Below are 25,038 nucleotides of genomic sequence, written 5' to 3' on the forward strand. Positions count from 1 at the left end.
TCGGCGGGCGGCCGGTGTCTCAGAACCAGGTTTTGGCGCGCAGGGAGTTGGCCAGGTCGATGAGGGCGTAGCGGTGGGTGCGGTCGGCGGCATTGCGGGCCAGGGCGCGCAGGCCGGTTTCGGTGCCGTCGCGTAGGTCGCGTTCGTCGAAAGAGCGACCGAAGATCTTGGCGTCCTTGCGTTTCGGTGAATTGCCTGCCTGCAGCCAGGCCAGGGCGGTGCCCTGTACCAGGGTGCGCATGAGGGTGGCGCGGTGTTCACCGGGCGGGACGGACTGGGCGCGGGAGGCGGCCAGGCGCAGCACCTGCTCGTCCAGGTCGGCGACGGGAGCGCTGGTGAGCAGCAACAGGATTGCCGTTGTCTGGGCGGTGGTGAAGTGGCGCGATGCGGCCGGAACGTCGTCGAGGGCGTGCACGGCTTCATTCACCCGGCCCGCCACGGCCAGCTGCCTGGCCAGGCCGAAGGCGGCGCTCACCACGGCGCGGTCGGTACGCCATACGGTGTCGTAATAGCGTTCCGCGAAGACACGCCACTGTTCGGGTTCCGGGGAATCCCAGTGCTGCAGAATGAGTTCCGCTGTCGCGGCGAGCGCCAGCTTGGGGGCGATCTCACCGGGGAGCACGCGAAGTACTGCCTCGAACGAGTCGAACGCGGCCTCGTAGTCGAGTTCGAGCAGATGGGCCTGACCGGCGAACCAGTCCGCGCGCCAATCGGAATCGGTCGGCACCCGCTCGAGCAGATGCAGAACGGCGGCCGATTCGCCGAGCTCCAGCCGGGCGCGGGCCTCGGCGAAGAGGAGTTCGTTCGCGAGGGTTTCGGGTGCGTTGTCCGGGTCGGCCTCGGCACGTTCGCGGGCATCGTGCAGGGCTTCCAGGACGCGCTCGGGCTCGGGGTTGGCGGTGGCGGCCAGCAGGGGAGCGGCCGGGTCGGCGGGGTCGATCAGCGGGATCGGCAGGGCCGCGACCACTTCGCCCGAGTCCATCAGCGGGGAGCGGCCGACGCCGTCGAGGTACGCGTCGGTCTGGCTGATGAGTTCCTCGGTGCCGAAACTGGTGCGCTGTGGACTGAACACTGTGGACAGCTGGGGATGTTCGGTGTCGGTGTCCTTGGCGAGGATCTCGCGCAATACCCCGGCCAGCTGCGCCGACATCGCCCGCGCCGAAGGGAAGCGCCGGTCAGGATCGGGATCGGTCGCGGTGAGCAGGAAACGGTGGAAGAACTCGTAGCGGGCGAGCACGGGTTCGGCGGCGGGCTCGGGGAGCCCGTCGAGGTAGCGGCCGTGCTCGCTCGGCAGGTGCAGGGTAAGGGCGGCGAGAGTGCGGCCGACCGTGTACACGTCGGAGGCAGGTGTCGGTCCGGTCCTGGCGATCTCGGGCGCCTGGAAACCTTTGGTGCCGTACAGGTTTCCGTAGGCCTCGATCGTCGCCACGGCACCGAGGTCGATGAGTTTCACCTGGTCCTCGGTGACCATCACATTGTCGGGCTTGAGGTCGTTGTAGGTGAGCCCGATCGAATGCAGGTGTTCGAGCGCGGGCAGCACCTCGAGCACATAGGCGATGGCCTCGGCCACCGGCATCCGTTCACCGTGCGGGCGGGCATCGAGGATGTCGCGCAACGACTTTCCGCCCACGTACTCCATGACGATGTAGCCGATGCTCGACCCGTCACCGGCGGTGTGCTCGACGAAGTTGTGGATCTTGACGATGCTCGGATGCGCCACCTCGGCCAGGAACTGCCGCTCGGCTACCGCCACGGCCTGCGCCTCGGCGTCGCCCGCGTGCAGCAAGCCCTTGAGCACCACCCACCGGTCGCTGACATTGCGGTCGATCGCGAGGTAGATCCAGCCGAGCCCGCCGTGCGCGAGGCAACCCTGGATCTCGTACTGCCCGCCGACCATGTCGCCCTCGTGTAGGGAGGGCCGGAAATCATAAGCGGCACCACAGGTTCGGCACTCGCCACTGCTCGACGCGGCCCGCGCCGGCGTCGACCGCCCCACCGGGTCCCCGCACCGCCAGCAGAACCGCCGCCCCTCCGATACCACCGGATCGGTGAGCACCGCATCCCGTGGATCAGCGGGCGTCACGGTCGGGATCGGCACCAACCCGGCCCCCAACCGCCGCGTCGGCCGAGACCGGGCCGTCCGCACACTCCGCCCCGACCGCACCGTCGCCCCGGACTCCGCTTCCGCAGGTTCGGCTGTGCGTTCAGCCGCCTGGGTGGCAGCCGCAGCCCCCGACTGGGCAGCCGCGGTAGGGCGTTCGGCCGCTTGCGTAGCAGCCGCAGCCCCGGACTCGGCAGGCGGGGCAGTGCGTTCGGCCGCCTGGGTAGCCGCATAGGCTCCCAGCTCGGTGGCACTGAACTGGTCCGTTCGCTGTGCGGCCTGCGTATCCGAAAGGTCGTCCATGGGCGCCCTTGTCGACGCCTGAGTCGCGGGAGGTTCGTCGCCGCGTATCGGGCGAGGTCCGCCGAGGGGGAGTTTCGGGAGGGGTTCGGTTTCGTCGTCCTCGGTGGCGGGTGGCAGCGTCCACCCGCCGGGGAGCGTGCCGGGTTTCGGGCGTTGGGTGAGGCTGGTGGGTTCGGGGCGTGGGGCGAGCTCTTGTGCCGCGTCGCCGGTGTGTGACTGATCGTCCGGGTCGCCGTGGCCCGGTGCGTTTTTCGATGGCGTTGTACTCATCGCGATCAGTCCTGGTACTTCGGTGCGGGTGGCGTCGCCTCGCCGAGCGTGGACAGCCAGCGGCGGTGGATGCGGGTCCAGGTGCCGTCGGTGCGGATGCGGTCCAGGGTCGCGTTGACGAAGCGGACCAGGTCGTCGTCGCCCTTGGGGATGCCGATGCCGTAGGGCTCGGCACTGATGCTGGCACCGACCACCTCGGTGTAGGGGTCCTGGGCGGCGAGACCGGCGAGGATGGCGTCGTCGGTACTCACCGCGTCGACCTGGCGTTGCTGCAGGACGACGAGGCAGTCCGCCCAGGTCGGGACCGTGAGGATGGTCGCGGCCGGCTGATCGCGGCGGATGTGGTCCAGCGAGGTGGTGCCGCGCACCACACACACCCGTTTGCCCGCCAGGTCCGCGAGGCCACCGATCCCGGAATTCTTCATCGCGAGCACGCGCTGATCGGCGCGCAGGTACACCGTCGAGAACGCCACCCGCTCGCGCCGTTCGCAGGTGATCGTCATCGTCTTGGCCACCAGGTCGACGGTGTGCTCCTGCAATGCCTTCTCCCGCTCTTCCGAAGCGAGACTTCGGTATTCGATCAGGTCCGGATTGCCGAGCAGATCGCGGGCGATCTCGCGGGCGATATCGGCGTCGAAGCCGACGATGCGCCCGGTCACCGGGTCGCGGAAGCTGAACAGATTGCTGCCCGCGTCCAGCCCCACGACCAGCCTGCCGCGCGCGCGGATGGCCGCGATCGTCGGGCCGTCGGCGGTGCTCGGACGCAGGCTCGCGGTCGGATCACCGCACTGCTCGCCGGTGCGCGGTGGCAGCGGGGTGTCGGTGCCGATGGGAATCGCCTTGGCGGGCAACGGCGGTTCGGAGTACACCGTGTGTTCGTCGGGCACCGGCGTGCTGGTGTCGGAACAGCCGCCGAGCAACCCGACCAGCAGCAGCGCCGCGACGGCGCGCCCCCGCCTCACCGGTACTCCCGCAGCCGGGGCCAGAGCCCGAGCGCCACACACACGGCTGCGACGATGCCGAGCACCAGGGCGCCGGGAGCCAGGAACGAGAGCACGTCGGTGGCCTGGGATACCTTGTCGCGCAACCGATCCCGGGTGGCTGTCCGAGCGTCGTCGAGGGCGCGTTCCAGTGCGTCGACCTGGGCGGTCGAATCGGCGGCGCTCGGGCCGGTCGCCACGGCGGCGGCCCCGACGAAGTCACCACGCTGGAGGGTGTCGTTCATCCGCTGATGCGCCGACTGCCAGCGGGTCAGCGCGGCGCGCGCGTCGGTCACCTCGTCGGCGGCCGGTGCGCCGGAGGGGTAACCGTCGAGAAGTTCGGCGAGCCGGGCGGCATTGGCGTCGAACGTGCGGTCGTAGTCGCCGGTGGCGTCGCGGCGCACCAGCTTCACCATTTCGGCGGCCCTGGCCTGCTGCACCAGGATCCGGCTCTCGGCCAGCCGGGCGGCGGGCACCGCGCCCTCGTCGCGGCAGCGGATCATCGCCATCGCCGACACCGACCCGCCCACCACCGTCCACAGCAGGGTGAGGGCCACCATCGCGGTACCGATCAGCAGGCCCATGTTGAATACCCGCCGCGACCGGCGCGCCAGCTCCATCTGCACGTAGACGAGCGCGGCGAGCGTGAGCACGAGCAGCCCGATCGCGACCCACGGCGGCTGCACGTGCCGGTGCTGGGCGGCGGTCACCGCGTCGAAGCGGTGGTCTTCGAGTTCCTCGGCCATCGGCAGCAGGGCGGTCTGCATCTGGTGCGAGGCCTCGCTCAGATACGCCGCGCCCACCGGGAAACCGTTGCGGTTGTTGGCCCGCGCGGTCTCGATCAGCCCGGTGTAGACGGGCAGGCCGGTCGCGATGCCCGTGCGCAGGCGCCGGTCGGTGCCCGCCGGGTCGGCCGCTTCCTCGGCGGAGATGTGACCGGCCTGGGTGACCAGCTCGGCGGCCGCCTCACCGATGGCCTGGGTATAGCGGTCGCGCACCTCCTCGGGCTCGACCCCACCCGCGATGAAGGCGCGGCCCGCGGCGGCGTCGGCGATCGAAAGCGAGGTGTAGAGGTGGTTGGCCGAATGCGCGTCGGGTTCGGTGTCGTCGAGCAGTACGCCCAAAGCTTGCTTGCGCTCGCTCACGGTCGTCGAAGTCACCATGCCCGCGGCTACGCAGAGCATCATCAGCACCAGCCCGGCGGCGAGCAATCGACCCGGCGTCGACCGCGCGAACCCCCGCAGACGGGCGGGCTGGAACTGCGCGCGCAGGGCTTTCACATCGGGTGCGGGCGGTCGATCGGCGACGAGCACCTGCCTGCGTGATGGCATCCGCCGCGTCGTGGTTTGCGGGCCGGTACCTGCCCCCACCTGCGGTGACGGGCCGGTACGGACAGCCGCGACCTCGGTCGCCGCCTCGCGGTTTCCCGGTTCGACCATCGCTCACCTCCCCGTCCTGTCCGCGCACCCGTCCTGGTGCGGAGTTTATTGTGGTCGTACCGGTGCCGCAGCCCCTCAGACACCCCCGTGGCGGTTGCTGCACGGCTGCTAGGGAGAGGGTATTGGATGCGCGGTGACGGAGACGGGTGGGCGGACAGCCCGGGTGGCGTCCGGCACTGGGGCAAGTTCGGTGCGGCGGGTCTGCTGCTGCGCGCACCGCTGCCCGGTGGTGGCTCGGCGGTGCTGCTGCAGCATCGGGCCGCGTGGAGTCATCAGGGCGGCACGTGGGCGCTGCCCGGCGGTGCCCGCGATTCCCACGAGACCGCCCGGCACGCGGCGGTCCGCGAAGCCGAGGAAGAGGCCGGGATCAGCGCCGAGGCCGTGCGCGTGCGCGCCGAACGCCTCACCATGACCGCCCCCAGCGGCTGGACCTACACCACGGTCGTCGCCGACGCGGCGAGCACGCTGCCGACCGTCCCCAACCAGGAGAGCACCGAACTGGCCTGGGTCCCCGAGGACGACGTCACCGCCCTCCCGCTGCACCCCGGTTTCGCCGCCGCCTGGGTCGGCCTGCGCGCGGTCCCCCTGCGCGTCGTCGATGTCACCCCCGACCTCGCCCCCGCCCTGCCCCGCACGGTCGACCTGTCCGGCCGCGGCTTCTACTGGCTGCACACCACGGTCACCGGCCCCGGCGCCGAAATCCTCCTCGACAACCCGACCACCGGCCCCACCGTCACCCGAGCCGACCTCCTGTCCTGAACCGGCCCGAGCCCCGAGGCTTCGACCCGCCGCCAAGTCACAGCGGAGGCCCAGGTTCAGGACGCGGCGAGAAGGGCTGCTTTGAGCTCGCGGGCGGCCGCTTCGGGGTCGGCGGCCTCGGTGATCGCGCGGACGACGACCACGCGGCGCGCGCCTGCTTCGAGGACTTCCGGGAGGCGCTCGGTGTCGATGCCGCCGATCGCGAACCAGGGGAGCGTCGGGTGGGAGTCGGCGGTGGTGCGGATCAGGTCGACGCCCGCGGCTTGCCTGCCCGGTTTGGTCGGGGTGGTCCAGATGGGGCCGGTGCAGAAGTAGTCGAGGTGGCCGTCGATCGCGGCCAGACCGGCCTGGTTGCGGTTGTGGGTGGAACGGCCGATCACCACATCGGGGCCGAGGATGCGGCGCGCGTAGGCGGGCGGGAGATCACCCTGGCCCAGGTGGAGCACGTCGGCGCCGGCGGCGAGGGCGATATCGGCGCGATCGTTCACCGCGAGCAGCGCGCCGTGCCGCCGGGTGGCCGCCTTGATCTCGGCGAGCGCACCGAGTTCGGCCTTCGCCTCGAGCGGCCCGAACTCGGCCTCGCCCGGCGACCCTTTGTCACGCAACTGCACGATGTCGACGCCACCGGCTAGCGCGGCATCGACGAACCTGGCCAGATCGCCCTTCTCCCGGCGCGCGTCGGTGCACAGATACAGCAGGGCCGAGGAGAGGCGTTCCCTTGGCGGGACGGAACGGTTCGGATGGGAGGGCTGCACAGTGTCGACGGTAGTCGCGCTACCGTGGAACCGCGAACGTCGAAACCCCGACGCCGCCGGACTCGCGCCAAGCCACCGAGCCCGGCTTCGACAAAACCCGTCGATGTTCGACCAGCTGTGCGCGGCCGAAAACCTGCGGCGCCGGCCGCAAATGTTACGGAGGATCGGTGATGCGGACACTGGCGGTTGTCGGCGGCGGTGCCGTCGGACTCGCCGCCGCGTGGCGGGCCGCCGAGGCGGGCTGGACCGTCACCGTGTTCGACCCGGCCCCCGGAACCGGTGCGTCCTTTGTCGCGGGCGGCATGCTCGCCCCGCTGTCGGAGGGCTGGCCAGGTGAGGACCGCGTGCTGGAATTCGGTGCCGCGGCACTGGCCGCCTGGCCGTCCTTCGCCGAGCAGCTGCGCGCGATCACCGGCGAGTCCGTCTTCGTCGCCGCCGAGACCCTCACCGTCGCCCTCGACGCCGCCGACGCCCAGGACCTGCGCACCGTCGCGGACTGGCTCGCTGGTTTCGGCCACGATCTTCCTGTTCTCGACCGCGCCGGGGTCCGGGCGCTGGAACCGGCGCTGGCCCGCACCGTCCGCGCGGGCCTGCACGCCAGGACGGAACCGGCCGTCGACAATCGCCGCGTCCTGCGCGCACTGCACGCCGCCTGCGCCGCTTCGGGCGTCGAGATCCGCGCGGAGTCTGTTGCCGCACTGGACGATCTTCCGCACGATCGGCTCGTCCTCGCGGCGGGCGCACGGTCCGCCGAGCTGTGGCCGGGTCTGCCGGTACGCCCGGTGAAGGGCGAGATCCTGCGGTTGCGCCGCAGGCCGGGTGTGAGCCCACCGCCGACCCGGGTGATCCGTGCGCGGGTGCACGGCAGACCGGTCTACCTGGTGCCAAGGGCGGACGGAATCGTCCTCGGCGCCACCCAATACGAGGCCGGTCTCGACACGACGGTCACCGTCGGCGGGGTCCGCGACCTGATCGCCGACGCCGAAGCGATCCTGCCCGGCATCGGCGAATACGAGCTGGCCGAGGCCGCCGCCGGTTCCCGCCCCGCCACCCCCGACAACCTGCCGCTGCTCGGTCCACTCGACGACCGGGTACTCGCGGCCACCGGACACGGCCGCAACGGCATGCTCACCCTCGCGCTGACCGCGACCCTCGTTCCCGGCCTGCTCGACGGTGTCACCACGCCGGTCGCGGAACTGGCCGCACCGCAACGTTTTCCAGCATCAGTGCTGTCTCGAGGAGGAACCCGATGACCATCCCGATCGGCGTCACCGTCAACGGTGCCGACCACGAGTTCGCCGAGCCGCTCAGCGTCCGCGAACTGCTCACCCGGCTCGAATTGCCCTGTCAGGGTGTGGCATTGGCGGTCGACGGTGCGGTGTTCCCGAAGTCGCGCTGGGACGAACCGGTCGGCCGCGGCTGGACCATCGAGGTGCTCACGGCGGTGCAGGGTGGCTGACCTCGCACCATTGCGGATCGCGGACAAGGAGTTCGGTTCGCGGCTCATCATGGGCACCGGCGGCGCCGAGAACCTCGCCGTACTCGAGCAGGCCCTGATCGCCTCGGGCACCGAACTCACCACGGTCGCCATGCGCCGCGTCGACGCGGTCGGCGGCACCGGTGTGCTCGACCTGCTGAAACGCCTGAACATCACCCTGCTGCCGAACACAGCGGGCTGCCGCACCGCCGCCGAGGCCGTGCTCACCGCGCAGCTCGCGCGCGAGGCGCTGGAGACGAACTGGGTGAAGCTCGAGGTCGTCGCCGACGAGCGCACGCTGCTGCCGGACCCGTTCGAACTGCTCGACGCCGCCGAGAAGCTGGTCGACGACGGTTTCGTCGTCCTGCCCTACACCACCGACGACCCCACCCTTGCCCGCCGCCTCGAAGACGCCGGTTGCGCCGCCGTGATGCCGCTCGGCTCACCGATCGGCACCGGTCTCGGTATCGGCAACCCGCACAATATCGAGATGATCGTGGCGGGCGCGGGCGTGCCGGTGATCCTGGACGCGGGCATCGGCACGGCCAGCGATGCCGTGCTCGCCATGGAACTCGGCTGCTCGGCCGTCCTGCTCGCCACCGCCGTCACCAGGGCGCGCGAACCCGAGCTGATGGCGTCGGCGATGGCCGCGGCCGTGCGCGGCGGCTACCTGGCCCGGCAGGCGGGCCGCATCCCGAAGCGTTTCTGGGCTCAGGCTTCTTCCCCAGCCCGCTAAGGGTTCGGGTCATCCTCGAGGATGACCCGACTCGCGACTTCCAGGCGACGCGCGCGCCGGATGTGCCGGGGCATGCTGGACGCATGATCGAGCTGAGGGGCCTGACCAAGAAATTCGGCCAGACCGTCGCGGTCGAGGATCTCTCGTTCACCGTCCAGCCTGGACAGGTGACCGGATTCCTGGGACCCAACGGTGCGGGTAAATCGACGACGATGCGGATGATCCTGGGATTGGACAAACCCACCGCGGGCACCGCGTTGATCGGCGGCAAGCTGTACCAGGAGCTCGAGCGGCCGCTCACCCAGGTGGGTGCGCTGCTCGACGCCAAATGGGTACACCCCAACCGGTCGGCGCGCGCGCACCTGCAGTGGCTCGCCGCGTCCAACGACCTGCCCAAGGACCGCGTCGAGGAGGTGCTGCGGCTGGTCGGCCTGTCCGAGGTGGCGAGTAAGAACGCGGGCGGTTTCTCGCTCGGTATGTCACAGCGGCTCGGCCTTGCCGGCGCGTTGCTGGGTGATCCGAAGGTGCTGCTGTTCGACGAGCCGGTCAACGGTCTCGACCCCGAGGGCATCCTGTGGATCCGCCGGTTCATGCAGCGCCTCGCCGCCGAGGGCCGCACGGTGCTGGTCTCGAGCCACCTGCTTTCGGAGATGGCGCAGACCGCCGACCATCTGATCGTCATCGGTCGCGGCAAACTCATCGCCGACACCACCACCAAGGAGTTCATCGAACGCGCGTCCGAACAGTCGGTGCGCGTGCGGAGCCCACAACTGGACCAGCTGCGCAGCCTGCTCACCTCGCACGGCATGACCGTGCGTGAGGACGGCGACGCCGCGCTGGTCGTCACCGGCGTGACCAGCGACGAGGTCGGCAAGGTGGCCGGAACCAACAGCGTCACGCTCTACGAGCTGGCACCGCAGCAGGCCTCCCTCGAGGAGGCGTTCATGCGGATGACCGGCGGCGCCGTGGAATACCACGGCGGGGGAATCGATCAGGTGATGGGAGGTGCGCTCTGATGGGCGTGCTCGCTGCGGAACGAATCAAACTCACCTCCACCCGTTCGCCGTGGTGGTGCTCGGCGGTGGTGGTGCTGCTCGGCATCGGCCTCGCGGCCCTGATGGCCGTCATCACCAGTGTCGACACCTCCCAGGCGACCGAGCCGGGCGAGGGCCCGCCGATGCTCACCCCGAGCCTGGCGACATCGGGCGTGACCGGCTTCGGCGTGATGGTGCTGATGATCATGGCCGCGCTCACGGTGACCAGCGAATACCGCTTCGGGGTGATCCGGACGAGTTTCCTCGCGGTGCCCAACCGGTCGAAGGTGATCGTGTCCAAGGCCGGTCTGGTCGGCGTGTACGCGGCGGTGCTGACGGGCGTGCTCGCGCTGGCGGCCTTCGTGGTGGCCAAGGCGATCGTCGGTGACGATGCCCCGATGCTGGTGCTCGACGGCAACTGGCGCGCCATCTACGGCATCCCGATCTACGCCTTCCTGAGCGTGCTGCTCGCGGTCGGCGTGGGTGTGCTGGTTCGCCAGTCCGCGGCCGCCATCTCGCTCATCGTGCTGTGGCCGCTGCTCATCGAAAGCCTGCTCGGCGCGTTCGGCAGCTTCGGCCGCGCGGTCAACCCGTTCCTGCCCTTCGCCAACGCGAACCGTTTCCTGTCGGTGGAGGAGGTCTCGGGCGACTGGCACTGGGGAGTGTGGGGCAGCCTGGCCTACTTCGCCGCGTTCTGCGTCATCGTGTTCGCCGGCGCCCTGGTAGTCGTCAACCGCCGCGACGCTTGACCGTACGAAATACCTGCCCGGGCTGCCCTCGCAATCGCCCGGGCCGCGTGGGACGACCTTGTCGGGAGGCCGTCCCGGAACCCCCGGCGTCCGCTGCCCGGACGCCGGGGGTTTTGCGTTCCGCGGTAGTTCCGGGGTGGGGTGCGTCCCCTGTAGGCTCAGCGCGTGAGTGAAACGCCTTCTGGCGCGCCGGATCCGCGACAGCGTGACGCTGACGCCGAGGTGTTCATCCCGTTGGAGCCGACCGTCGATCCCGACTCCGAGGAGTCCCGGGCCCGCAACGGTCGTCGTCGTGTGCAGATCTCGTCGAAACTGCAGGCCGCCAACCGCCGTGCCGATGTGATCGGCGCGTTGCGCAAGGCCCGTCAGCAGCTGCCGGGCGACCCGGCGTTCGGTGATCCACTGTCGGTGTCCGGGCCCGGTGGGGCGCGGGCGGTGGCCAGGGTCGCCGACCGGATCGCCGGTGGCGCGCCGACGGCGGCACGCGAGATCGGTTTCGGCGCGCTGCAGGTGTGGCAGGCCGCCCTCGAGCGCGTGGGGCGTGGCCGGGGCACCGAGGAGGTGACGATCGTGTTCACCGACCTGGTCGGCTTCTCCAGCTGGGCGCTCGCCGCGGGCGACGAACGCACCCTCGATCTGTTGCGCAAGGTGGCCAAGGCCATCGAACCGCCGATCGCCGAGCGCGGCGGCCAGGTGGTCAAACGCATGGGCGACGGCCTGATGGCCGTGTTCTCCTCACCCGACCGCGCGGTGCGCGCCGCCCTCGCGGCCCGCCGCAACCTCGAGGACGTGGAGGTGCAGGGCTACAAACCGCGCATGCGCATCGGCCTGCACACCGGTTCCCCGCGCGAGATCGGCGGCGACTGGCTCGGCGTCGACGTGAACATCGCCGCCCGCATGATGGAGGCAGGCGGCAACGGCAACACCATGATCTCCAGCACGACCATGGCCGCCCTGCGCCCGGAAACCCTCACCGACCTGGGCGTCACCGCCAAGCTCTACCGCCGCAACTTCTGGGCCGCCCCCCTCAACGGCGTCCCCGAAGACGTGAAGATCTTCAAACTGACCCCGGCCTGAACGGCGCTCAGAGCCAGAGGAAGGCCCCGGCGGCGGCGAGGGCGGCCGCGGCGATCAGGGCGATCGACATCGCGCGATTGTTCTTCCAGGTGGTGTAGGCGCCGCCGAGCAGGAAACCGGCGAGGGCGAAGAGCAGGACCGCAGACATGCTCCCCATCTTGCCTGGTGAATTGCCCGCAGTTAACAAGCACGCATGCTTGCTTTTTTACGGGACCGATGTGATCCTGGGTGCCATGAGTGCACTCTCCGCTGACCCGGACGTGATCCGGATCGGTAATTGCTCCGGTTTCTACGGCGACCGGCTCAGCGCAATGCGCGAAATGCTCGAGGGCGGCGATCTCGACGTGCTCACCGGTGACTACCTCGCCGAACTCACCATGCTGATCCTCGGCCGCGACCGGATGAAGGACCCGAGCCTCGGCTACGCCAAGACCTTCGTCAAGCAGATCGAGGAGTGCCTCGGTCTGGCGCTGGAGCGCAACGTCCAGATCGTCACCAACGCGGGCGGCCTGAATCCGGCCGGGCTGGCCGAGCGGCTGCGCGAGGTCGCCGCCGACCTCGGTCTGGATGCCGAGATCGCGCACGTCGAAGGCGACGACCTCGTCGCCCGGGCGGGCGAGCTCGGCCTCGGTCAGCCGCTCACGGCCAATGCCTACCTCGGCGCCTGGGGCATCGTGGAGTGCCTGAACTCCGGCGCCGACATCGTCGTCACCGGCCGGGTCACCGACGCCTCGGTGATCGTCGGCCCGGCGGCGGCCCACTTCGGTTGGGGCAGAACCGATTACGATGCGCTCGCCGGTGCCGTGGTGGCGGGCCATGTGATCGAGTGCAGCACGCAGGCCACCGGCGGCAACTTCGCCTTCTTCACCGAACTCGGTGATCTCGGCCGCCCCGGTTTCCCGATCGCCGAGATCCGTCGTGACGGGTCGAGCGTCATCACCAAGCACGCGGGCACGGGCGGCGCGGTCACCGTGGACACGGTCGAAGCGCAGCTCATGTACGAGATCCAGAGCCCGCGCTACGCCGGACCCGATGTGACCACCCGCCTGGACAGCATCGCCCTGAGTCAGGAGGGCCCGGACCGCGTTCTCATCAGCGGTGTCACCGGTGAGGCGCCGCCGCCGCAGCTCAAGGTCTCGCTCAACACATTGGGCGGCTTCCGCAACGAGATGTCGTTCATTCTCACCGGCCTGGAGATCGAGGCGAAAGCCGAACTGGCGCAACGGCAGCTCGAATCGTGGCTGCCGGTGAAGCCCGCCGAGATCAGCTGGACCCTTGCCCGTCTGGACCGTCCGGATGCCGGCACCGAGGAGCAGGCCAGCGCCATCCTCCGCTGTGTGGTGCGCGACCCGGATCCGAACAAGGTCGGTCGCGGGTTCTCCAATGTCGCTGTCGAATTGGCGCTCGCCAGTTACCCGGGTTGCACCTTCACCGCGCTGCCCGGCAACGGTTCGCCCTACGGTGTATTCACCCCCGGTTACGTCGACGCGCACGAGGTACCCCACGTCGCGGTCCTCGCCGACGGTACGCGTGTCGATATCGCGCCCGCAACGGAAACCCGTGCGCTCGAACCGCTTCCGGAACCCGAGCTCCCGGAACCGCTGCCGCCCACCGAGACCCGCCGTGTCCCACTCGGCAGCATCGCGCTGGCCCGCAGTGGTGACAAGGGCGGTGACGCCAATATCGGCGTCTGGGTGCGCACCGACGAGCAGTGGCGCTGGCTCGTGCACACCCTCACCGTCGAGAAGCTGCGCGAATTGCTGCCCGAGACAGCCGAACTCGACGTCACCCGCCACGTACTGCCCAACCTGCGGGCGATCAACTTCATCATCACCGGCCTGCTCGGCAAGGGCGTCGCCTACCAGGCGCGTTTCGACCCGCAGGCCAAGGGGCTCGGCGAATGGCTGCGCTCTCGCCACATCGACATGCCGACGGAGCTGCTCGCATGATCGGTCAGCGCCCGGAGGCGGCAGCGGAGCGTAACCACGGAGGGCGCCCGAGCATGCGACAGGAGACACCAGCATGACATCTGTATGGGACACGCCGGAACGAAAAGAGCTGCGCGCCACCGTGCGCGGGTTCGTCGAGCGCGAGATCCTGCCCGACCTGGACTCCTGGGAGCGCGAGGGCGCCTTGCCGCGTGAGCTGCACAAGAAGGCGGGCGAACTCGGACTGCTCGGCATCGAGTACCCCGAATTCGCCGGTGGCGAGGGCGGTTCGCCCATCGATGGCGTCATCGTCGGCGAGGAGTTCCACTACGCGGGTGCCTCCGGCGGTACCTGGGCCTCGCTGTTCACGTGCGGAATCTCCTTGCCGCACATCATCGGCTCGGGCAACCAGGAGCAGATCGACCGCTGGGTGAAGCCGACCCTGGCCGGTGACCTGATCGGCTCGCTGGCCATCACCGAACCCGGCGGCGGCTCCGACGTCGGCCACCTCACCACCTCGGCGGTGCGTGACGGCGACGAGTACATCATCAACGGCGCCAAGACCTTCATCACCTCGGCCTGCCGCGCCGACTTCATCGTCACCGCCGTGCGTACCGGTGGGCCCGGTGCCGCCGGTGTCTCACTGATCATCGTGCCGACCGACACGCCGGGTTTCGAGGTCACCCGCAAGCTGGAGAAGATGGGCTGGCTGGCCTCGGACACCGGCGAGCTGTCGTTCACCGATGTGCGGGTGCCCGCGACCAACCTGGTCGGCGCCGAGAACTCCGGTTTCGCGCAGATCGCGAGCGCGTTCGTGAGCGAGCGGGTCGGCCTGGCCGTGCAGGCGTACTCGATGGCCCAGCGCGCGCTCGACCTCACCCTCGAGTGGTGCCGCAACCGGGAGACCTTCGGCCGCCCGCTGATCAGCCGCCAGTCGGTGCAGATGACGCTCACCGAGATGGCCCGCCGCGTCGACATCGCCCGCGTGTACACCCGCTCGCTGGTCGAGCGCGTGGAGAACGGCGAGCAGGGCCTCATCGCGGAGGTCTGCTTCGCCAAGAACACCGCCGTCGAGACCGTGGAATGGGTCGCCAACCAGGCCGTCCAGCTGCACGGCGGCATGGGCTACATGCGCGAGTCCGAGGTGGAGCGCATCTACCGCGACATCCGCATCATCGGCATCGGTGGCGGCACCAACGAGATCCTGACCATGCTGGCGTCGAAAGTATTGGGGTACCAGTCGTGACGACCTTCCGTTCCACCCTCGACACCGCGTCGCCGGAGTACACCGCGGCCGCGGAGGCGATGGCGACCAAGCTCACCGAGGTCGAGGCCGAGTTCGCCAAGGCCATCGCCGGTGGCGGCCCCGAGAAGGTGGCCCGTCATCACAAGCGCGGCAAGCTCACCGCGCGCGAGCGCATCGAGCTGCTGCTCGACGAGGACTCGCCGTTCCTCGAGCTGTGCCCGCTCGCGGCCTGGGGTAGCGACTTCCACGTCGGCGCGTCGACGATCGCCGGTATCGGGATCGTCGAGGGCGTCGAGTGCATGATCGTCGCGCCCGATCCGACCGTGCGCGGTGGCACGTCCAACCCGTGGACGCTGCGGAAAACCCTGCGCATCAACGACATCGTCCGGGAGAACCGCCTGCCGGTGATCTCGCTGGTCGAATCCGGTGGCGCCGATCTGCCGACGCAGAAGGAAGTCTTCATCCCGGGCGGCGCGATGTTCCGCGACCTCACCCAGGCCTCGGCCGCCGGAATCCCCACCATCTCCCTGGTTTTCGGCAACTCGACCGCGGGCGGCGCCTACATCCCCGGCATGTCCGACTACGTGGTGATGGTCAAGGAAGGCGCGAAGGTCTTCCTGGCCGGGCCGCCGCTGGTGAAGATGGCCACCGGTGAGGACTCCGACGACGAGACCCTCGGCGGGGCCGAGATGCACGCCCGCACTTCGGGTCTGGCCGACTACATGGCCGCCGACGAGCAGGACGCCATCCGTATCGGCCGCGGCATCGTGCGCAGGCTGAACTGGAAGAAGCAGGGCCCCGAGCCGCGTGCCGAGGTGATCTCGCCGCTCTACGATCCCGAGGAACTGCTGGGCATCGTGCCCTCGGATCTGAAGATCCCGTTCGATCCGCGCGAGGTGATCGCCCGCGTCGTCGACGGCTCCGACTTCGACGAGTTCAAGCCGCTCTACGGTTCCAGCCTGGTCACCGGCTGGGCCGAGATCAACGGGTTCCCGATCGGCATCCTGGCCAACGCGCGCGGTGTGCTGTTCTCCGAGGAATCGCAGAAGGCCACCCAGTTCATCCAGTTGGCGAACAAGAAGAACACGCCACTGCTGTTCCTGCACAACACCACCGGTTACATGGTCGGTAAGGACTACGAGCACGGCGGCATCATCAAGCACGGCGCGATGATGATCAACGCGGTGGCCAACTCGAAGGTCCCGCACATCTCGCTGCTGATCGGCGCGTCCTACGGCGCCGGGCACTACGGCATGTGTGGCCGCGCGTTCAACCCGCGCTTCCTGTTCGCCTGGCCGAGCGCGAAGTCGGCCGTGATGGGCGGCGCGCAGCTGGGCGGCGTGCTCACCATCGTGCAGCGCGGCGCGGCCGAGGCCAAGGGCCTGCCGTTCGACGAGGAGGCGGCCGCCGGTCTGGCCGCCATGGTCGAGGCGCAGATCGAGGCCGAGGCGATGCCGATGTTCCTGTCGGGCAGGCTCTTCGACGACGGCATCATCGACCCCCGTGACACCCGCACCGTGCTGGGGATGGCTCTGTCGGCCATCCACACGGCACCGATCAAGGGCGCCGAGGGCTTCGGCGTCTTCCGAATGTGAGGCGCGAAATGACTTCAGCAGCGCGAAGCGATTCCGTGAGCGGCGGCGGCGGCCGGGCGACGGGCGGGCCCATTACGAATGTTCTTGTCGCCAACCGTGGTGAGATCGCGCGCCGCGTGTTCGCCACCTGCCGTCGGATGGGTATCGCTACCACCGCGGTGTACTCCGACGCGGATGCCGCGGCTCCGCACGTGTCCGAGGCCGACGCCGCCATCCGGCTGCCGGGCAACACCCCGGCCGAGACCTACCTGCGCGGCGAGCTGATCATCGAAGCCGCGCTCGCGGCCGGTGCCGATGCCATCCACCCCGGCTACGGATTCCTCTCCGAGAACGCCGAATTCGCGCGCTCGGTGCTCGACGCGGGCCTGGTGTGGATCGGTCCGCCGGTCGCGGCCATCGAGCAGATGGGCTCGAAGGTCGAGTCGAAGAAGATGATGGACGCCGCCGGTGTCCCCGTTCTCGCCGAGCTCGATCCCGCCGAAGTCACCGAGGCGCACCTGCCGGTGCTCATCAAGGCCTCCGCCGGTGGTGGCGGTCGCGGTATGCGCGTGGTGCGTGAGCTGGGTGACCTGCGCGATCAGATCGCCGCCGCACAGCGCGAGGCCGAATCCGCGTTCGGCGATCCTACGGTGTTCTGCGAGCGCTACCTCGAGACCGGCCGCCACATCGAAGTCCAGGTCATGTCCGATACCTTCGGCAAGACCTGGGCCGTCGGCGAGCGGGAGTGCTCGATCCAGCGTCGTCATCAGAAGGTTGTCGAAGAGGCTCCTTCGCCGCTGGTCGAGAAGATCGACGGCATGCGTGATCGGCTGTTCGAGGCGGCGCGGCTGGCCGCCGAGGCGATCGGGTACGAGGGTGCGGGCACCGTCGAGTTCCTCGCCGACGAGAAGGGCGACTTCTTCTTCCTGGAGATGAACACCCGTCTGCAGGTGGAACATCCGGTCACCGAGCAGACCACCGGCCTGGACCTGGTCCGCCTGCAGTTGCAGGTGGCCTCCGGTCTGCCGCTGCCCGCCACCCAGCCCTCCCTGCGCGGACACTCGATCGAGGTCCGGCTCTACGCCGAGGATCCGGCGCACGACTGGCAGCCGCAGAGCGGTCCCGTGCACAAGATCGAGATCCCCTTCACCGCAGGCGAATTCACCGTGCTCGACCAGCCGGGTGTGCGCCTGGACACCGGTGTCGTCGACGGTTCGGTCGTCGGCGTGCACTACGACCCGATGCTGGCCAAGGTCATCTCCTACGCCGAAACCCGCGCCGAGGCGGCGCATCTGCTCGCCACCGCGCTCCAGCGGGCCAAGCTGCACGGTCTGGTTACCAACCGCGACCTGCTCGTGCGTGTGCTGCGGCACCCCGCGTTCCTCGCCGGTGACACCGACACCGCCTTCTTCGCCACCCACGACCTGGCCGCGCTGTCCGCGCCGCTGGTGTCCGAGGCCGACGAGGCGCTCTCGATCGTCGCCGCCGCCCTCGCGGATTCGGCCGCCAACCACGCCGCCAACCGCTTCGGCAGGCTGGCACCGAGCGGCTGGCGCAACCTGGCGTCGGAGCCGCAGCGCAAGTCCTACGAGAGTCGCGTCAGCGGGACCTATGAGGTGCGTTACCGGTTCGACCGGTCCGGTGCCGTGACGGTCGAGGGCCACGACGGCCTGGAACTGATCTCCGCGACGCCTCATCGCGTCGTGCTCGCGGTGCCGGGTGAGCGTGGCCCGGTGCGCCGCCAGTTCGAGATCGCCCGTTACGACGACCTGGTCGCGGTCGACTCGCCGCTCGGCCCCGTGGCCGTGCGCAGGCTGCCGCGCTTCACCGACCCGTCCGAGCAGGTCGCGGCCGGTTCGCTGCTCGCGCCCATGCCCGGCAGCGTGATCCGGCTCGGCGCCGCCGAGGGCGATCACGTCACCCAGGGCCAGCCGATTCTGTGGCTGGAAGCCATGAAGATGGAGCACACCATCGTCGCGCCGGCCACCGGCGTACTCAGTGCGTTGAACGTGACCGTCGGCCAGCAGGTCGAGGTCGGAACCGTCCTCGCCGTCGTCGAGGAAGAAGAGCAGGAGCAGACAGCATGAGCTTCCACGAAACCGAAGAGCAGAAGGCGCTGCGCGCGGCGGTCGCCTCGCTGGCGACCAAGTACAACTACCGCGACTACGTGCTGCCGCTCTCGCGCAAGAACGAGCCGCTGAGCGAACTGTGGGACGAGGCGGGCAAGCTCGGCTTCCTCGGCGTGAACCTGCCCGAGGAGTACGGCGGCGGTGGCGCGGGCATGTACGAGCTGGCGCTGGTGCAGGAGGAGCTCTCGGCGCAGGGCGCGGGCCTGCTGCTGATGGTGGTCTCCCCGGCCATCTGCGGCACCATCATCACCAAGTACGGCACCGACGCGCAGAAGCAGACCTGGCTGCCCAAGCTCGCCGACGGTTCGTCGAAGATGGTCTTCGCGATCACCGAGCCCGATGCCGGTTCCAACTCGCACCAGATCACCACCACCGCCCGCCGTGACGGCGGCGACTGGATCCTCAACGGCCGCAAGCTCTTCATCTCCGGTGTCGATCAGGCCGAGGCGATCCTGGTGGTCTCGCGTACCGAGGACCACAAGACCGGCAAGCTCAAGCCCGCGCTGTTCATCGTCCCCGTAGACGCCCCCGGCCTGGTCAAGAACGTCCAGGAGATGGACGTCATCGAGCCGGACAACCAGTTCACGCTGTTCTTCGACGACGTGCGCCTGCCCGCCGACGCCCTCGTCGGCTCCGAGGACGCGGCACTGGCGCAGCTGTTCGCCGGGCTGAACCCCGAGCGCATCATGGGCTCGGCCATGGCCATCGGCCTGGGCCGCTACGCCATCGACCGTGCGGTGGAATACGCCAAGGAACGCACCGTGTGGAAGACGCCGATCGGTGCGCACCAGGGGATTTCGCACCCGCTGGCCCAGATCAAGATCGAGTTGGAACTGGCCAAGCTGATGATGCAGAAGGCCGCGACGCTCTACGACGCGGGCGACGAGTTCGGGGCCGCCGAGGCGGCCAACATGGCCAAGTACGCGGCTGCTGAGGCCAGCATCAAGGCGCTTGATCAGGCGATCCAGACCCACGGTGGGTCGGGTCTGACCAAGGAGGTCGGGTTGTCTGCGATGCTGCAGGCCGCGCGGATCATGCGGATCGCGCCGGTCAGTCGCGAGATGATTCTGAACTTTGTGGCTCAGCACTCGTTGGGGTTGCCGCGGTCGTACTGAGTGTTTTGTGTTCGAAGGAGGCCGGGCCGCTACGCCGCTTCGCGGCGGACCCTCCTCGAGGTCGGGTCGTGCGGGGCTGGGAGTGCGGTCATGGCGGACTTATTGCGACTGAACAGGAGTTGTTTCGATGAGTGAATCGGCTGATGCGCCTTATCTGCGTTATGAGGTGGTCGATGGGTTCGCCACGCTGACCTTCGACTCTCCGCACAACCGGAATGCGTTGTCCTCGAAACTGGTTCGTGAGCTGCTCGAGGGCTTCGATCGGGCGGCGGGGGATGCGGCTGTGCGCGGGATCGTGCTCACCCATACGGGGGACACGTTCTGTGCGGGGGCCGATCTGAAGGAGGCGAGTACCGCCGATCCGGCGGTGGCCGCCGACCAGCGGACGCGAGTGATGATCGACGTGTTGCGCGGGATTCTCACCTCGCCCAAACCGGTGATCGCGCAGATCGACGGGAATGTGCGGGCGGGTGGTATGGGCATCATCGGTGCCTGCGATCTGGTCGTGGCGGGGCCGTCGAGCAGTTTCGCGCTCACCGAGGTGCGGATCGGGATGGCGCCGTTCATGATTTCGCTCACGCTGGTTCCGCGCATGGACCAGCGGTCGGCCAGTCGCTACTTCCTCACGGGGGAGAAGTTCGACGCGGCGACGGCGCGGGAGATCGGGCTGGTCACCATCGCGGCCGACGATCCGTCGGCCGAGGTGAAACGCCTGTGTGGACAACTGCGCAAGGGGTCACCGCAGGGATTGGCGGAGTCGAAGAAGCTCGTCAACGCGACGTTGCTCGCCGACTTCGACGCCCGGGTGGAGGAGCTCGCGCAGCGCTCGGCGGGGTTCTTCGGCACCCCGGAGGTGATCGAGGGTATGACGGCCTTTTTCCAGAAGCGCCCGCCGAGCTGGGCACAATAAGCCCATGGCGACACCCCACGAACCGAAGCAGGACCGCAGCCGGGCCACCCGGCAGCGGCTGCTCGAGGCGACCATCGACTGCCTTGCCGAGATGGGCTGGGCCGCCGCGACGGTGTCGGTGGTCGCCGAGCGGGCGGGAGTGTCACGCGGGGCGGCCCAGCACCATTTCCCCACCCGCGAGGACCTGATCACGGCGGCACTCGAGTACATGTTCGAGTTCCGGATGGACCAGGCCAAGGCCGAGGCCGAAATGGTGCGCGAGGTCGCACAGGGTATCGGCCGCACGCGGGCGGTGGTGTCGGCGCTCATCGAGTCCTACACGACCCCGTTCTTCAAAGCCGCACTGCAGGTGTGGACGCACGCTGCCGCCGACCCGGCCCTGCGCGAACGCATCGTTCCGCTCGAGGCCCGCTTCGGCCGCATCTCGCACCGCCGCGCCGTCGAAGCGCTCGGCGTCGATGATTCCGATCCCGTCGCGCACCATCTCGTGCAGGCGACCCTCGACCTGGCTCGCGGTCTGGGCCTCGCCGACGTCCTCACCGACGACTCGGCCCGTCGCAAACTCATCGTCGATCAGTGGGCGGCCACCCTGCACACGGCATTGAACCTGGCTCACTGAAGCCCTGGGCATACGCTTGCGCAGGTGGGCGGCCTCAGGGCAGCCCCGACAACGCCCTGATCACCCCACGCGACGAACCCGCACCACACTGTCGGACCGCTCGCCCTCGACCCCGTCGGGACTGGTCGATGGAATCGTGACGAAGTCGGCGGCCGCCACCTCCCAGGCCCCGGGCGCGAGGTCCAGTTGCTCGACGACTTCCTCGATGGTCGGGAAGTGCACGGCATGCGGCGGATTGTCGGCCACCCAGGTGGGCCAGCCCGCGTGCCCGCCGACGATCAGCGACCCGCCCGGCGCCACGGCCGCGAGCGCCCGGCGCAGGATGCGCGCCCGTTCGTCGGGTCGTTCCACCGGGGAGTGCAGGAACTGGGCGGAAACCAGGTCGAAGGTGCCCTCGGGGAAGGTTTCCATGAGGTCGTGGCGCTGCCATTCGATGCTCACGCCCGCCTCGGCAGCGTGCTGGGCGCCGCGTTCCATGGCGGTGGCCGACACGTCGACCGCGGTCACCTGCCAGCCGCGAGCAGCCAGCCAGATGGCGTCGCCACCTTCACCGCAACCCAGGTCCAAAGCGGTACCCGGCGTCAGGTCGGCGGCTTCGCGGACGAGGGTGGCGTTGGCGTTGCCGGTCCAGATCTGCTCGCGCTCGCGGTAGAAGTCTTCCCAGAACTGTTCGGCGGTCGGCGTGGTCTCGGTCATGGATGCTCCTGATGGTGCGGATCTGCTCGGATGTTCTCGATAGTGCACAGCACGTCAAAAACTTGGCAACATTCGTTGCCGGTACGGCAAAAGATGGCCGACGAGGAGGGGCAGCAGTGCGTCCAGCCACGCGGGCAGCGATACTGCCAGTGTGACGCGCGTGCATCGGAAGGCCGACGAGGTCCCAGCCCGGCGTGTGGACGCGCGCACCGAACGCTGGCGGGCCCACCGCGTCCAGGTGCGGATCGAATTCGTCGAAGCGGCCTTCCGTGCCCTCGACGCGCACGGCCCGGACGTGAGCATGGGCGACATCGCCAAGGAAGCGGGCGCCGCCAAGCCCAAGCTGTACCGGCACTTCGAGGACAAGACCGATCTCTACAACGCGATCGTCGACCGGGTGCGCGAAATGCTCTGGGAGCGGCTGCTCGGCGGGATCGACCTCACCCACGACTCGGCAGCCGAACTGGTGCGCCGCGCGGCCGCCGAGTACGTGGCGGTGGTGTCGGAGCACCCGAATGTCTTCCGGTTCATGCTGCACAGCCATTTCAGCCAGCAGGCCCGCGAAACCGAACGGGCCCTGGCCGCCGCCCGCCAATCGGCCAGGCGCGCCGCCGAATTCATCGCCGGGTTGCTGCCGGAGGAGTCGGTCGACGTGGCGGGCATCGAATTGGTGAGCTATTCGATTTTCGGGGCGGTCGCCTCGGCGACGGATTGGTGGCTCGGCGCCAACCAGCGCGAGGTGTCGGCGATGCCCGTGGAGCGGTTCATCGATTATCTGGCCGAGAGTATTTCGGCGCTGGCACAAGCCCACGCTCGCTTCAACGGCGTCCGCATCGACCCCGCGCAGCCTTTGCGCGACGCGTTCGTCACTGTTCCGCCTCCCCGCGAATTCAAGCCAGACTGAGGAACGGATCGAGCAGCGTCGGCGGCCAGACAATGCTCGTTGGTTGCGCTAGCCCGTGCCCGGCGAGTTACCCATGTCCTTACGAAATCTGGCTCACCTGTCTGAGTGGAGTCTCCACAGCGGCGACACGGGCCCGTGACCAGCACCGAGGTTGTAGGACGCCGCCAGGCAGCGGTAGGTCCATTCCTTGGCGAAGGCCACCGCGTCGGGCACGGAGTACCCGTGGGCGAGCGCGCTCGCGATGGCCGCGGCCAAGGTGTCGCCACCGCCGTGATCGTTGCCGGTGGCGATACGAGGTGCGCTGAATTCCTGAAAGGTGTCGCCGTCGAAGAGCAGGTCTGTGCTGGTCTCCGACGTGCGTAGGTGCCCGCCCTTGACGATGGCCCACTGCGCGCCGAGGGCGTGCAGCGCTTCGGCGGCCTTGCGGGCGGTCGGGTCGTCGACCACCTCGATGCCGGTGATGAGCCGCACCTCGTCGAGATTCGGCGTGACGACGGTGGCGAGCGGGATGAGTGTGGTGCGCACGGCGTCGAGCGCCGAGGCGTGCAGCAGCGGGTCGCCATGCATGGACGCCGCGACCGGGTCGACGACCAGCGGCACCGTGCCCTGGCGTCCGATCCCGACCTCGCGGCACACCGCCGCCACCGATTCGATGATGGCGGTGGACGCGAGCATCCCCGTCTTGGCCGCACCGATCCCGATATCGCGCACGACCACCCGCACTTGATCGGCGACGATCCGCGGCGGAATCTCGTGAAAACCGCTGACGCCCACGGTGTTCTGCACCGTCACCGCCGCGACGGCGACACAGGCGTGCACCCCGCACATGGCCATGGTCCGCGAATCGGCCTGGATACCCGCGCCGCCACCGGAGTCGGTGCCCGCGATGGTGAGCGCGCGAACAGGAGTTTGGCCATCGGGGGCGAGCGGCAACATCTTCACGCCCCAACCCTACGACCGCCTGTCCGATTTCCTGGACCCAACCGGTTACAGCAATTGAAAACCATTATCATTAACCCGTGACCACTACCGATTCGCCCGCCCGCCTGCCCGTCACCGTCCTGTCCGGCTTCCTCGGCGCGGGCAAGACCACCCTGCTCAATCACATCCTGGCCAACCGCGAAGGCCGCCGGGTCGCGGTGATCGTCAACGACATGAGCGAGGTGAACATCGACGCCGCGCTCGTCGCGGGTCAGGGCCACCTCGATCGCACCGAGGAGAAACTCGTCGAACTCACCAACGGCTGCATCTGCTGCACGCTGCGCGAGGACCTGATCGAAGCCGTCGCGCGGCTCGCCCGCGAGGGCCGGTTCGACCAGTTGGTGATCGAGTCGACCGGCATCTCCGAGCCGATGCCGGTGGCCGCCACCTTCGACTGGGAATTCGAGGACGGATTCCGCCTCGGCGATGTGGCCCGCCTCGACACCATGGTCACCGTCGTCGACGCCTCGACCTTCCTCGCCGAACTGGTGCGCGGCCAAGCCCTCGCCGAGCGCGAACTCGAAGCGGGCGAGGGTGACTCGCGTACCATCGCCGACCTGCTCGTGGATCAGGTGGAGTTCGCCGACGTACTGCTGGTGAACAAGACCGACCTGGTCAGTGCGAACGCCGCCGCGACGGTCGAGGCCACTGTGCGCAGGCTCAACCCACGTGCCCACATCCTGCGCACCGAGAAGGGTGTGGTCGACCTGGGCGAAGTGCTGTCCACGGGTCGCTACAACCCGGTCGTCGCCGCCGAAACAGACGGCTGGGCCGAGGAATTGGCAGGCGGACACACACCCGAGACCGAGGAATACGGCATCAGCAGTCTCACCTTCACCGCCGACCGACCCTTCCATCCGCAACGCCTGGCCGACGCGCTGACGACCCTGCGCGGCATGCTCCGCAGCAAAGGTTTCTGCTGGATCGCCAGCCGCCCCGAGCTGGCCGCGATCTGGTCGCAGGCTGGACCCAATCTCACCTTCGAACCGGGCGCGTGGTGGTCGGCGCTCGAGGTACCCGCCGGGCAGGAGATCGTGTTCATCGGCGTGCGGCTCGACGCGGCGGCGGTGCGGCGCGAACTGAGCGCGGCCCTGCTCACCGACGCGGAATTCGCCGCGGGCGCGCCCGTGTGGGCGACCTACGACGACCCGTTCCCCGCCTGGGGCGACCTGCACGAACACCACTGATCGTCGACTTCGTTACGCACATGTCGGTGCGCTGGTGCATGATTCGAATGGGCCTCGGCCCACGCACCG

At 69.2% G+C, this 25,038-nt stretch carries 23 protein-coding genes; 16 read left to right on the top strand and 7 right to left on the bottom strand.

The features are described from left to right. Positions 1-19: 19 nt before the first annotated feature. The 3 genes from AB0I35_RS02950 to AB0I35_RS02960 form a co-directional block, all read right to left on the bottom strand. Complete coding sequence (locus AB0I35_RS02950) at positions 20-2,521, bottom strand: tetratricopeptide repeat protein (RefSeq protein WP_357394163.1); 2,502 nt, start codon at positions 2,519-2,521, stop codon at positions 20-22. Positions 2,522-2,679: 158 nt separating this feature from the next. Beyond that, a complete protein-coding gene (locus tag AB0I35_RS02955; RefSeq protein ID WP_357393804.1) occupies positions 2,680-3,636 on the bottom strand; it encodes a glutamate ABC transporter substrate-binding protein in 957 nt (318 codons plus the stop codon). After that, positions 3,633-5,093, bottom strand: coding sequence for a hypothetical protein (locus AB0I35_RS02960; RefSeq protein ID WP_357393806.1), 1,461 nt, complete (start codon positions 5,091-5,093; stop codon positions 3,633-3,635). Before AB0I35_RS02960 ends, AB0I35_RS02955 begins: the two co-directional genes overlap by 4 nt. A gap of 126 nt (positions 5,094-5,219) precedes the next feature. Here AB0I35_RS02960 and AB0I35_RS02965 point away from each other — a divergent pair, with 126 nt between their 5' ends. Continuing rightward, positions 5,220-5,852: an NUDIX hydrolase gene (locus AB0I35_RS02965; RefSeq protein WP_357150357.1), complete on the top strand. Its 633-nt coding sequence runs from the start codon at positions 5,220-5,222 to the stop codon at positions 5,850-5,852. A 56-nt stretch (positions 5,853-5,908) separates the two neighbouring features. Here AB0I35_RS02965 and thiE read toward each other — a convergent pair whose 3' ends face one another. Next, positions 5,909-6,607 (bottom strand): thiamine phosphate synthase, encoded by a 699-nt coding sequence (gene thiE / locus AB0I35_RS02970; RefSeq protein ID WP_357393808.1) that lies wholly within the window; start codon positions 6,605-6,607, stop codon positions 5,909-5,911. A 170-nt stretch (positions 6,608-6,777) separates the two neighbouring features. On the opposite strand from thiE, the gene thiO reads away from it, so the two are divergent. The 6 genes from thiO to AB0I35_RS03000 all read left to right on the top strand — a co-directional run bounded on the left by thiO (position 6,778) and on the right by AB0I35_RS03000 (position 11,680). Further along, on the top strand, positions 6,778-7,860 hold the full coding sequence (gene thiO, locus AB0I35_RS02975) for a glycine oxidase ThiO (RefSeq protein WP_357393810.1): 1,083 nt from the start codon (positions 6,778-6,780) through the stop codon (positions 7,858-7,860). Then, positions 7,857-8,066, top strand: coding sequence for a sulfur carrier protein ThiS (thiS, locus tag AB0I35_RS02980; protein WP_067484462.1), 210 nt, complete (start codon positions 7,857-7,859; stop codon positions 8,064-8,066). The genes thiO and thiS overlap by 4 nt, the downstream gene beginning before the upstream one ends. Continuing rightward, positions 8,059-8,820, top strand: coding sequence for a thiazole synthase (locus AB0I35_RS02985; RefSeq protein ID WP_357393812.1), 762 nt, complete (start codon positions 8,059-8,061; stop codon positions 8,818-8,820). The genes thiS and AB0I35_RS02985 overlap by 8 nt, the downstream gene beginning before the upstream one ends. 83 nt (positions 8,821-8,903) lie before the next feature. Next, complete coding sequence (locus tag AB0I35_RS02990; RefSeq protein ID WP_357393814.1) at positions 8,904-9,836, top strand: ATP-binding cassette domain-containing protein; 933 nt, start codon at positions 8,904-8,906, stop codon at positions 9,834-9,836. Then, positions 9,836-10,603, top strand: a complete 768-nt coding sequence (locus tag AB0I35_RS02995; RefSeq protein ID WP_357150353.1) for an ABC transporter permease — start codon at positions 9,836-9,838, stop codon at positions 10,601-10,603. The genes AB0I35_RS02990 and AB0I35_RS02995 overlap by 1 nt, the downstream gene beginning before the upstream one ends. A 294-nt stretch (positions 10,604-10,897) precedes the next feature. Further along, the gene (locus AB0I35_RS03000) at positions 10,898-11,680 is read left to right on the top strand and encodes an adenylate/guanylate cyclase domain-containing protein (RefSeq protein ID WP_357394165.1); all 783 of its coding nucleotides are present in this window, start codon (positions 10,898-10,900) and stop codon (positions 11,678-11,680) included. 7 nt (positions 11,681-11,687) lie between these two features. Here the strand turns inward: AB0I35_RS03000 and AB0I35_RS03005 are convergent, their stop codons facing one another. Continuing rightward, on the bottom strand, positions 11,688-11,828 hold the full coding sequence (locus AB0I35_RS03005) for a hypothetical protein (protein WP_166655701.1): 141 nt from the start codon (positions 11,826-11,828) through the stop codon (positions 11,688-11,690). Positions 11,829-11,913: 85 nt separating this feature from the next. On the opposite strand from AB0I35_RS03005, the gene AB0I35_RS03010 reads away from it, so the two are divergent. The 7 genes from AB0I35_RS03010 to AB0I35_RS03040 all read left to right on the top strand — a co-directional run bounded on the left by AB0I35_RS03010 (position 11,914) and on the right by AB0I35_RS03040 (position 21,201). Continuing rightward, complete coding sequence (locus AB0I35_RS03010) at positions 11,914-13,629, top strand: acyclic terpene utilization AtuA family protein (protein WP_357393816.1); 1,716 nt, start codon at positions 11,914-11,916, stop codon at positions 13,627-13,629. Positions 13,630-13,702: 73 nt separating this feature from the next. Next, positions 13,703-14,854: an acyl-CoA dehydrogenase family protein gene (locus AB0I35_RS03015; RefSeq protein ID WP_357393818.1), complete on the top strand. Its 1,152-nt coding sequence runs from the start codon at positions 13,703-13,705 to the stop codon at positions 14,852-14,854. Continuing rightward, entirely contained in the window at positions 14,851-16,449 is a 1,599-nt protein-coding gene (locus tag AB0I35_RS03020; RefSeq protein ID WP_280219151.1) for a carboxyl transferase domain-containing protein, read from the top strand. The genes AB0I35_RS03015 and AB0I35_RS03020 overlap by 4 nt, the downstream gene beginning before the upstream one ends. Positions 16,450-16,457: 8 nt before the next feature. After that, positions 16,458-18,515 carry a biotin carboxylase N-terminal domain-containing protein gene (locus AB0I35_RS03025; protein ID WP_357393820.1) on the top strand — a complete coding sequence of 686 codons (2,058 nt, stop codon included), beginning with the start codon at positions 16,458-16,460 and terminating at the stop codon, positions 18,513-18,515. Continuing rightward, positions 18,512-19,672, top strand: a complete 1,161-nt coding sequence (locus tag AB0I35_RS03030) for an acyl-CoA dehydrogenase family protein (RefSeq protein ID WP_357393822.1) — start codon at positions 18,512-18,514, stop codon at positions 19,670-19,672. Before AB0I35_RS03025 ends, AB0I35_RS03030 begins: the two co-directional genes overlap by 4 nt. 127 nt (positions 19,673-19,799) lie before the next feature. Continuing rightward, a complete protein-coding gene (locus tag AB0I35_RS03035) occupies positions 19,800-20,582 on the top strand; it encodes an enoyl-CoA hydratase family protein (RefSeq protein WP_357393823.1) in 783 nt (260 codons plus the stop codon). A 4-nt stretch (positions 20,583-20,586) separates the two neighbouring features. Continuing rightward, positions 20,587-21,201, top strand: coding sequence for a TetR family transcriptional regulator (locus AB0I35_RS03040; protein ID WP_357393825.1), 615 nt, complete (start codon positions 20,587-20,589; stop codon positions 21,199-21,201). A gap of 60 nt (positions 21,202-21,261) precedes the next feature. Here AB0I35_RS03040 and AB0I35_RS03045 read toward each other — a convergent pair whose 3' ends face one another. After that, a complete protein-coding gene (locus AB0I35_RS03045) occupies positions 21,262-21,897 on the bottom strand; it encodes a class I SAM-dependent methyltransferase (protein ID WP_357393827.1) in 636 nt (211 codons plus the stop codon). Between the two features lie 151 nt (positions 21,898-22,048). Here AB0I35_RS03045 and AB0I35_RS03050 point away from each other — a divergent pair, with 151 nt between their 5' ends. Further along, entirely contained in the window at positions 22,049-22,801 is a 753-nt protein-coding gene (locus AB0I35_RS03050) for a TetR/AcrR family transcriptional regulator (protein WP_357393829.1), read from the top strand. 93 nt (positions 22,802-22,894) lie between these two features. Here the strand turns inward: AB0I35_RS03050 and thiD are convergent, their stop codons facing one another. Then, positions 22,895-23,743: a bifunctional hydroxymethylpyrimidine kinase/phosphomethylpyrimidine kinase gene (thiD, locus tag AB0I35_RS03055; RefSeq protein WP_357393831.1), complete on the bottom strand. Its 849-nt coding sequence runs from the start codon at positions 23,741-23,743 to the stop codon at positions 22,895-22,897. Positions 23,744-23,820: 77 nt separating this feature from the next. Between thiD and AB0I35_RS03060 the strand changes: the two genes are divergently transcribed. Continuing rightward, a complete protein-coding gene (locus AB0I35_RS03060) occupies positions 23,821-24,969 on the top strand; it encodes a GTP-binding protein (RefSeq protein ID WP_357393833.1) in 1,149 nt (382 codons plus the stop codon). The last annotated feature ends 69 nt before the right edge of the window (positions 24,970-25,038 follow it).

The organism is Nocardia sp. NPDC050378 (genome assembly GCF_040655675.1).
GTDB classification, from domain to species: domain Bacteria; phylum Actinomycetota; class Actinomycetes; order Mycobacteriales; family Mycobacteriaceae; genus Nocardia; species Nocardia coubleae.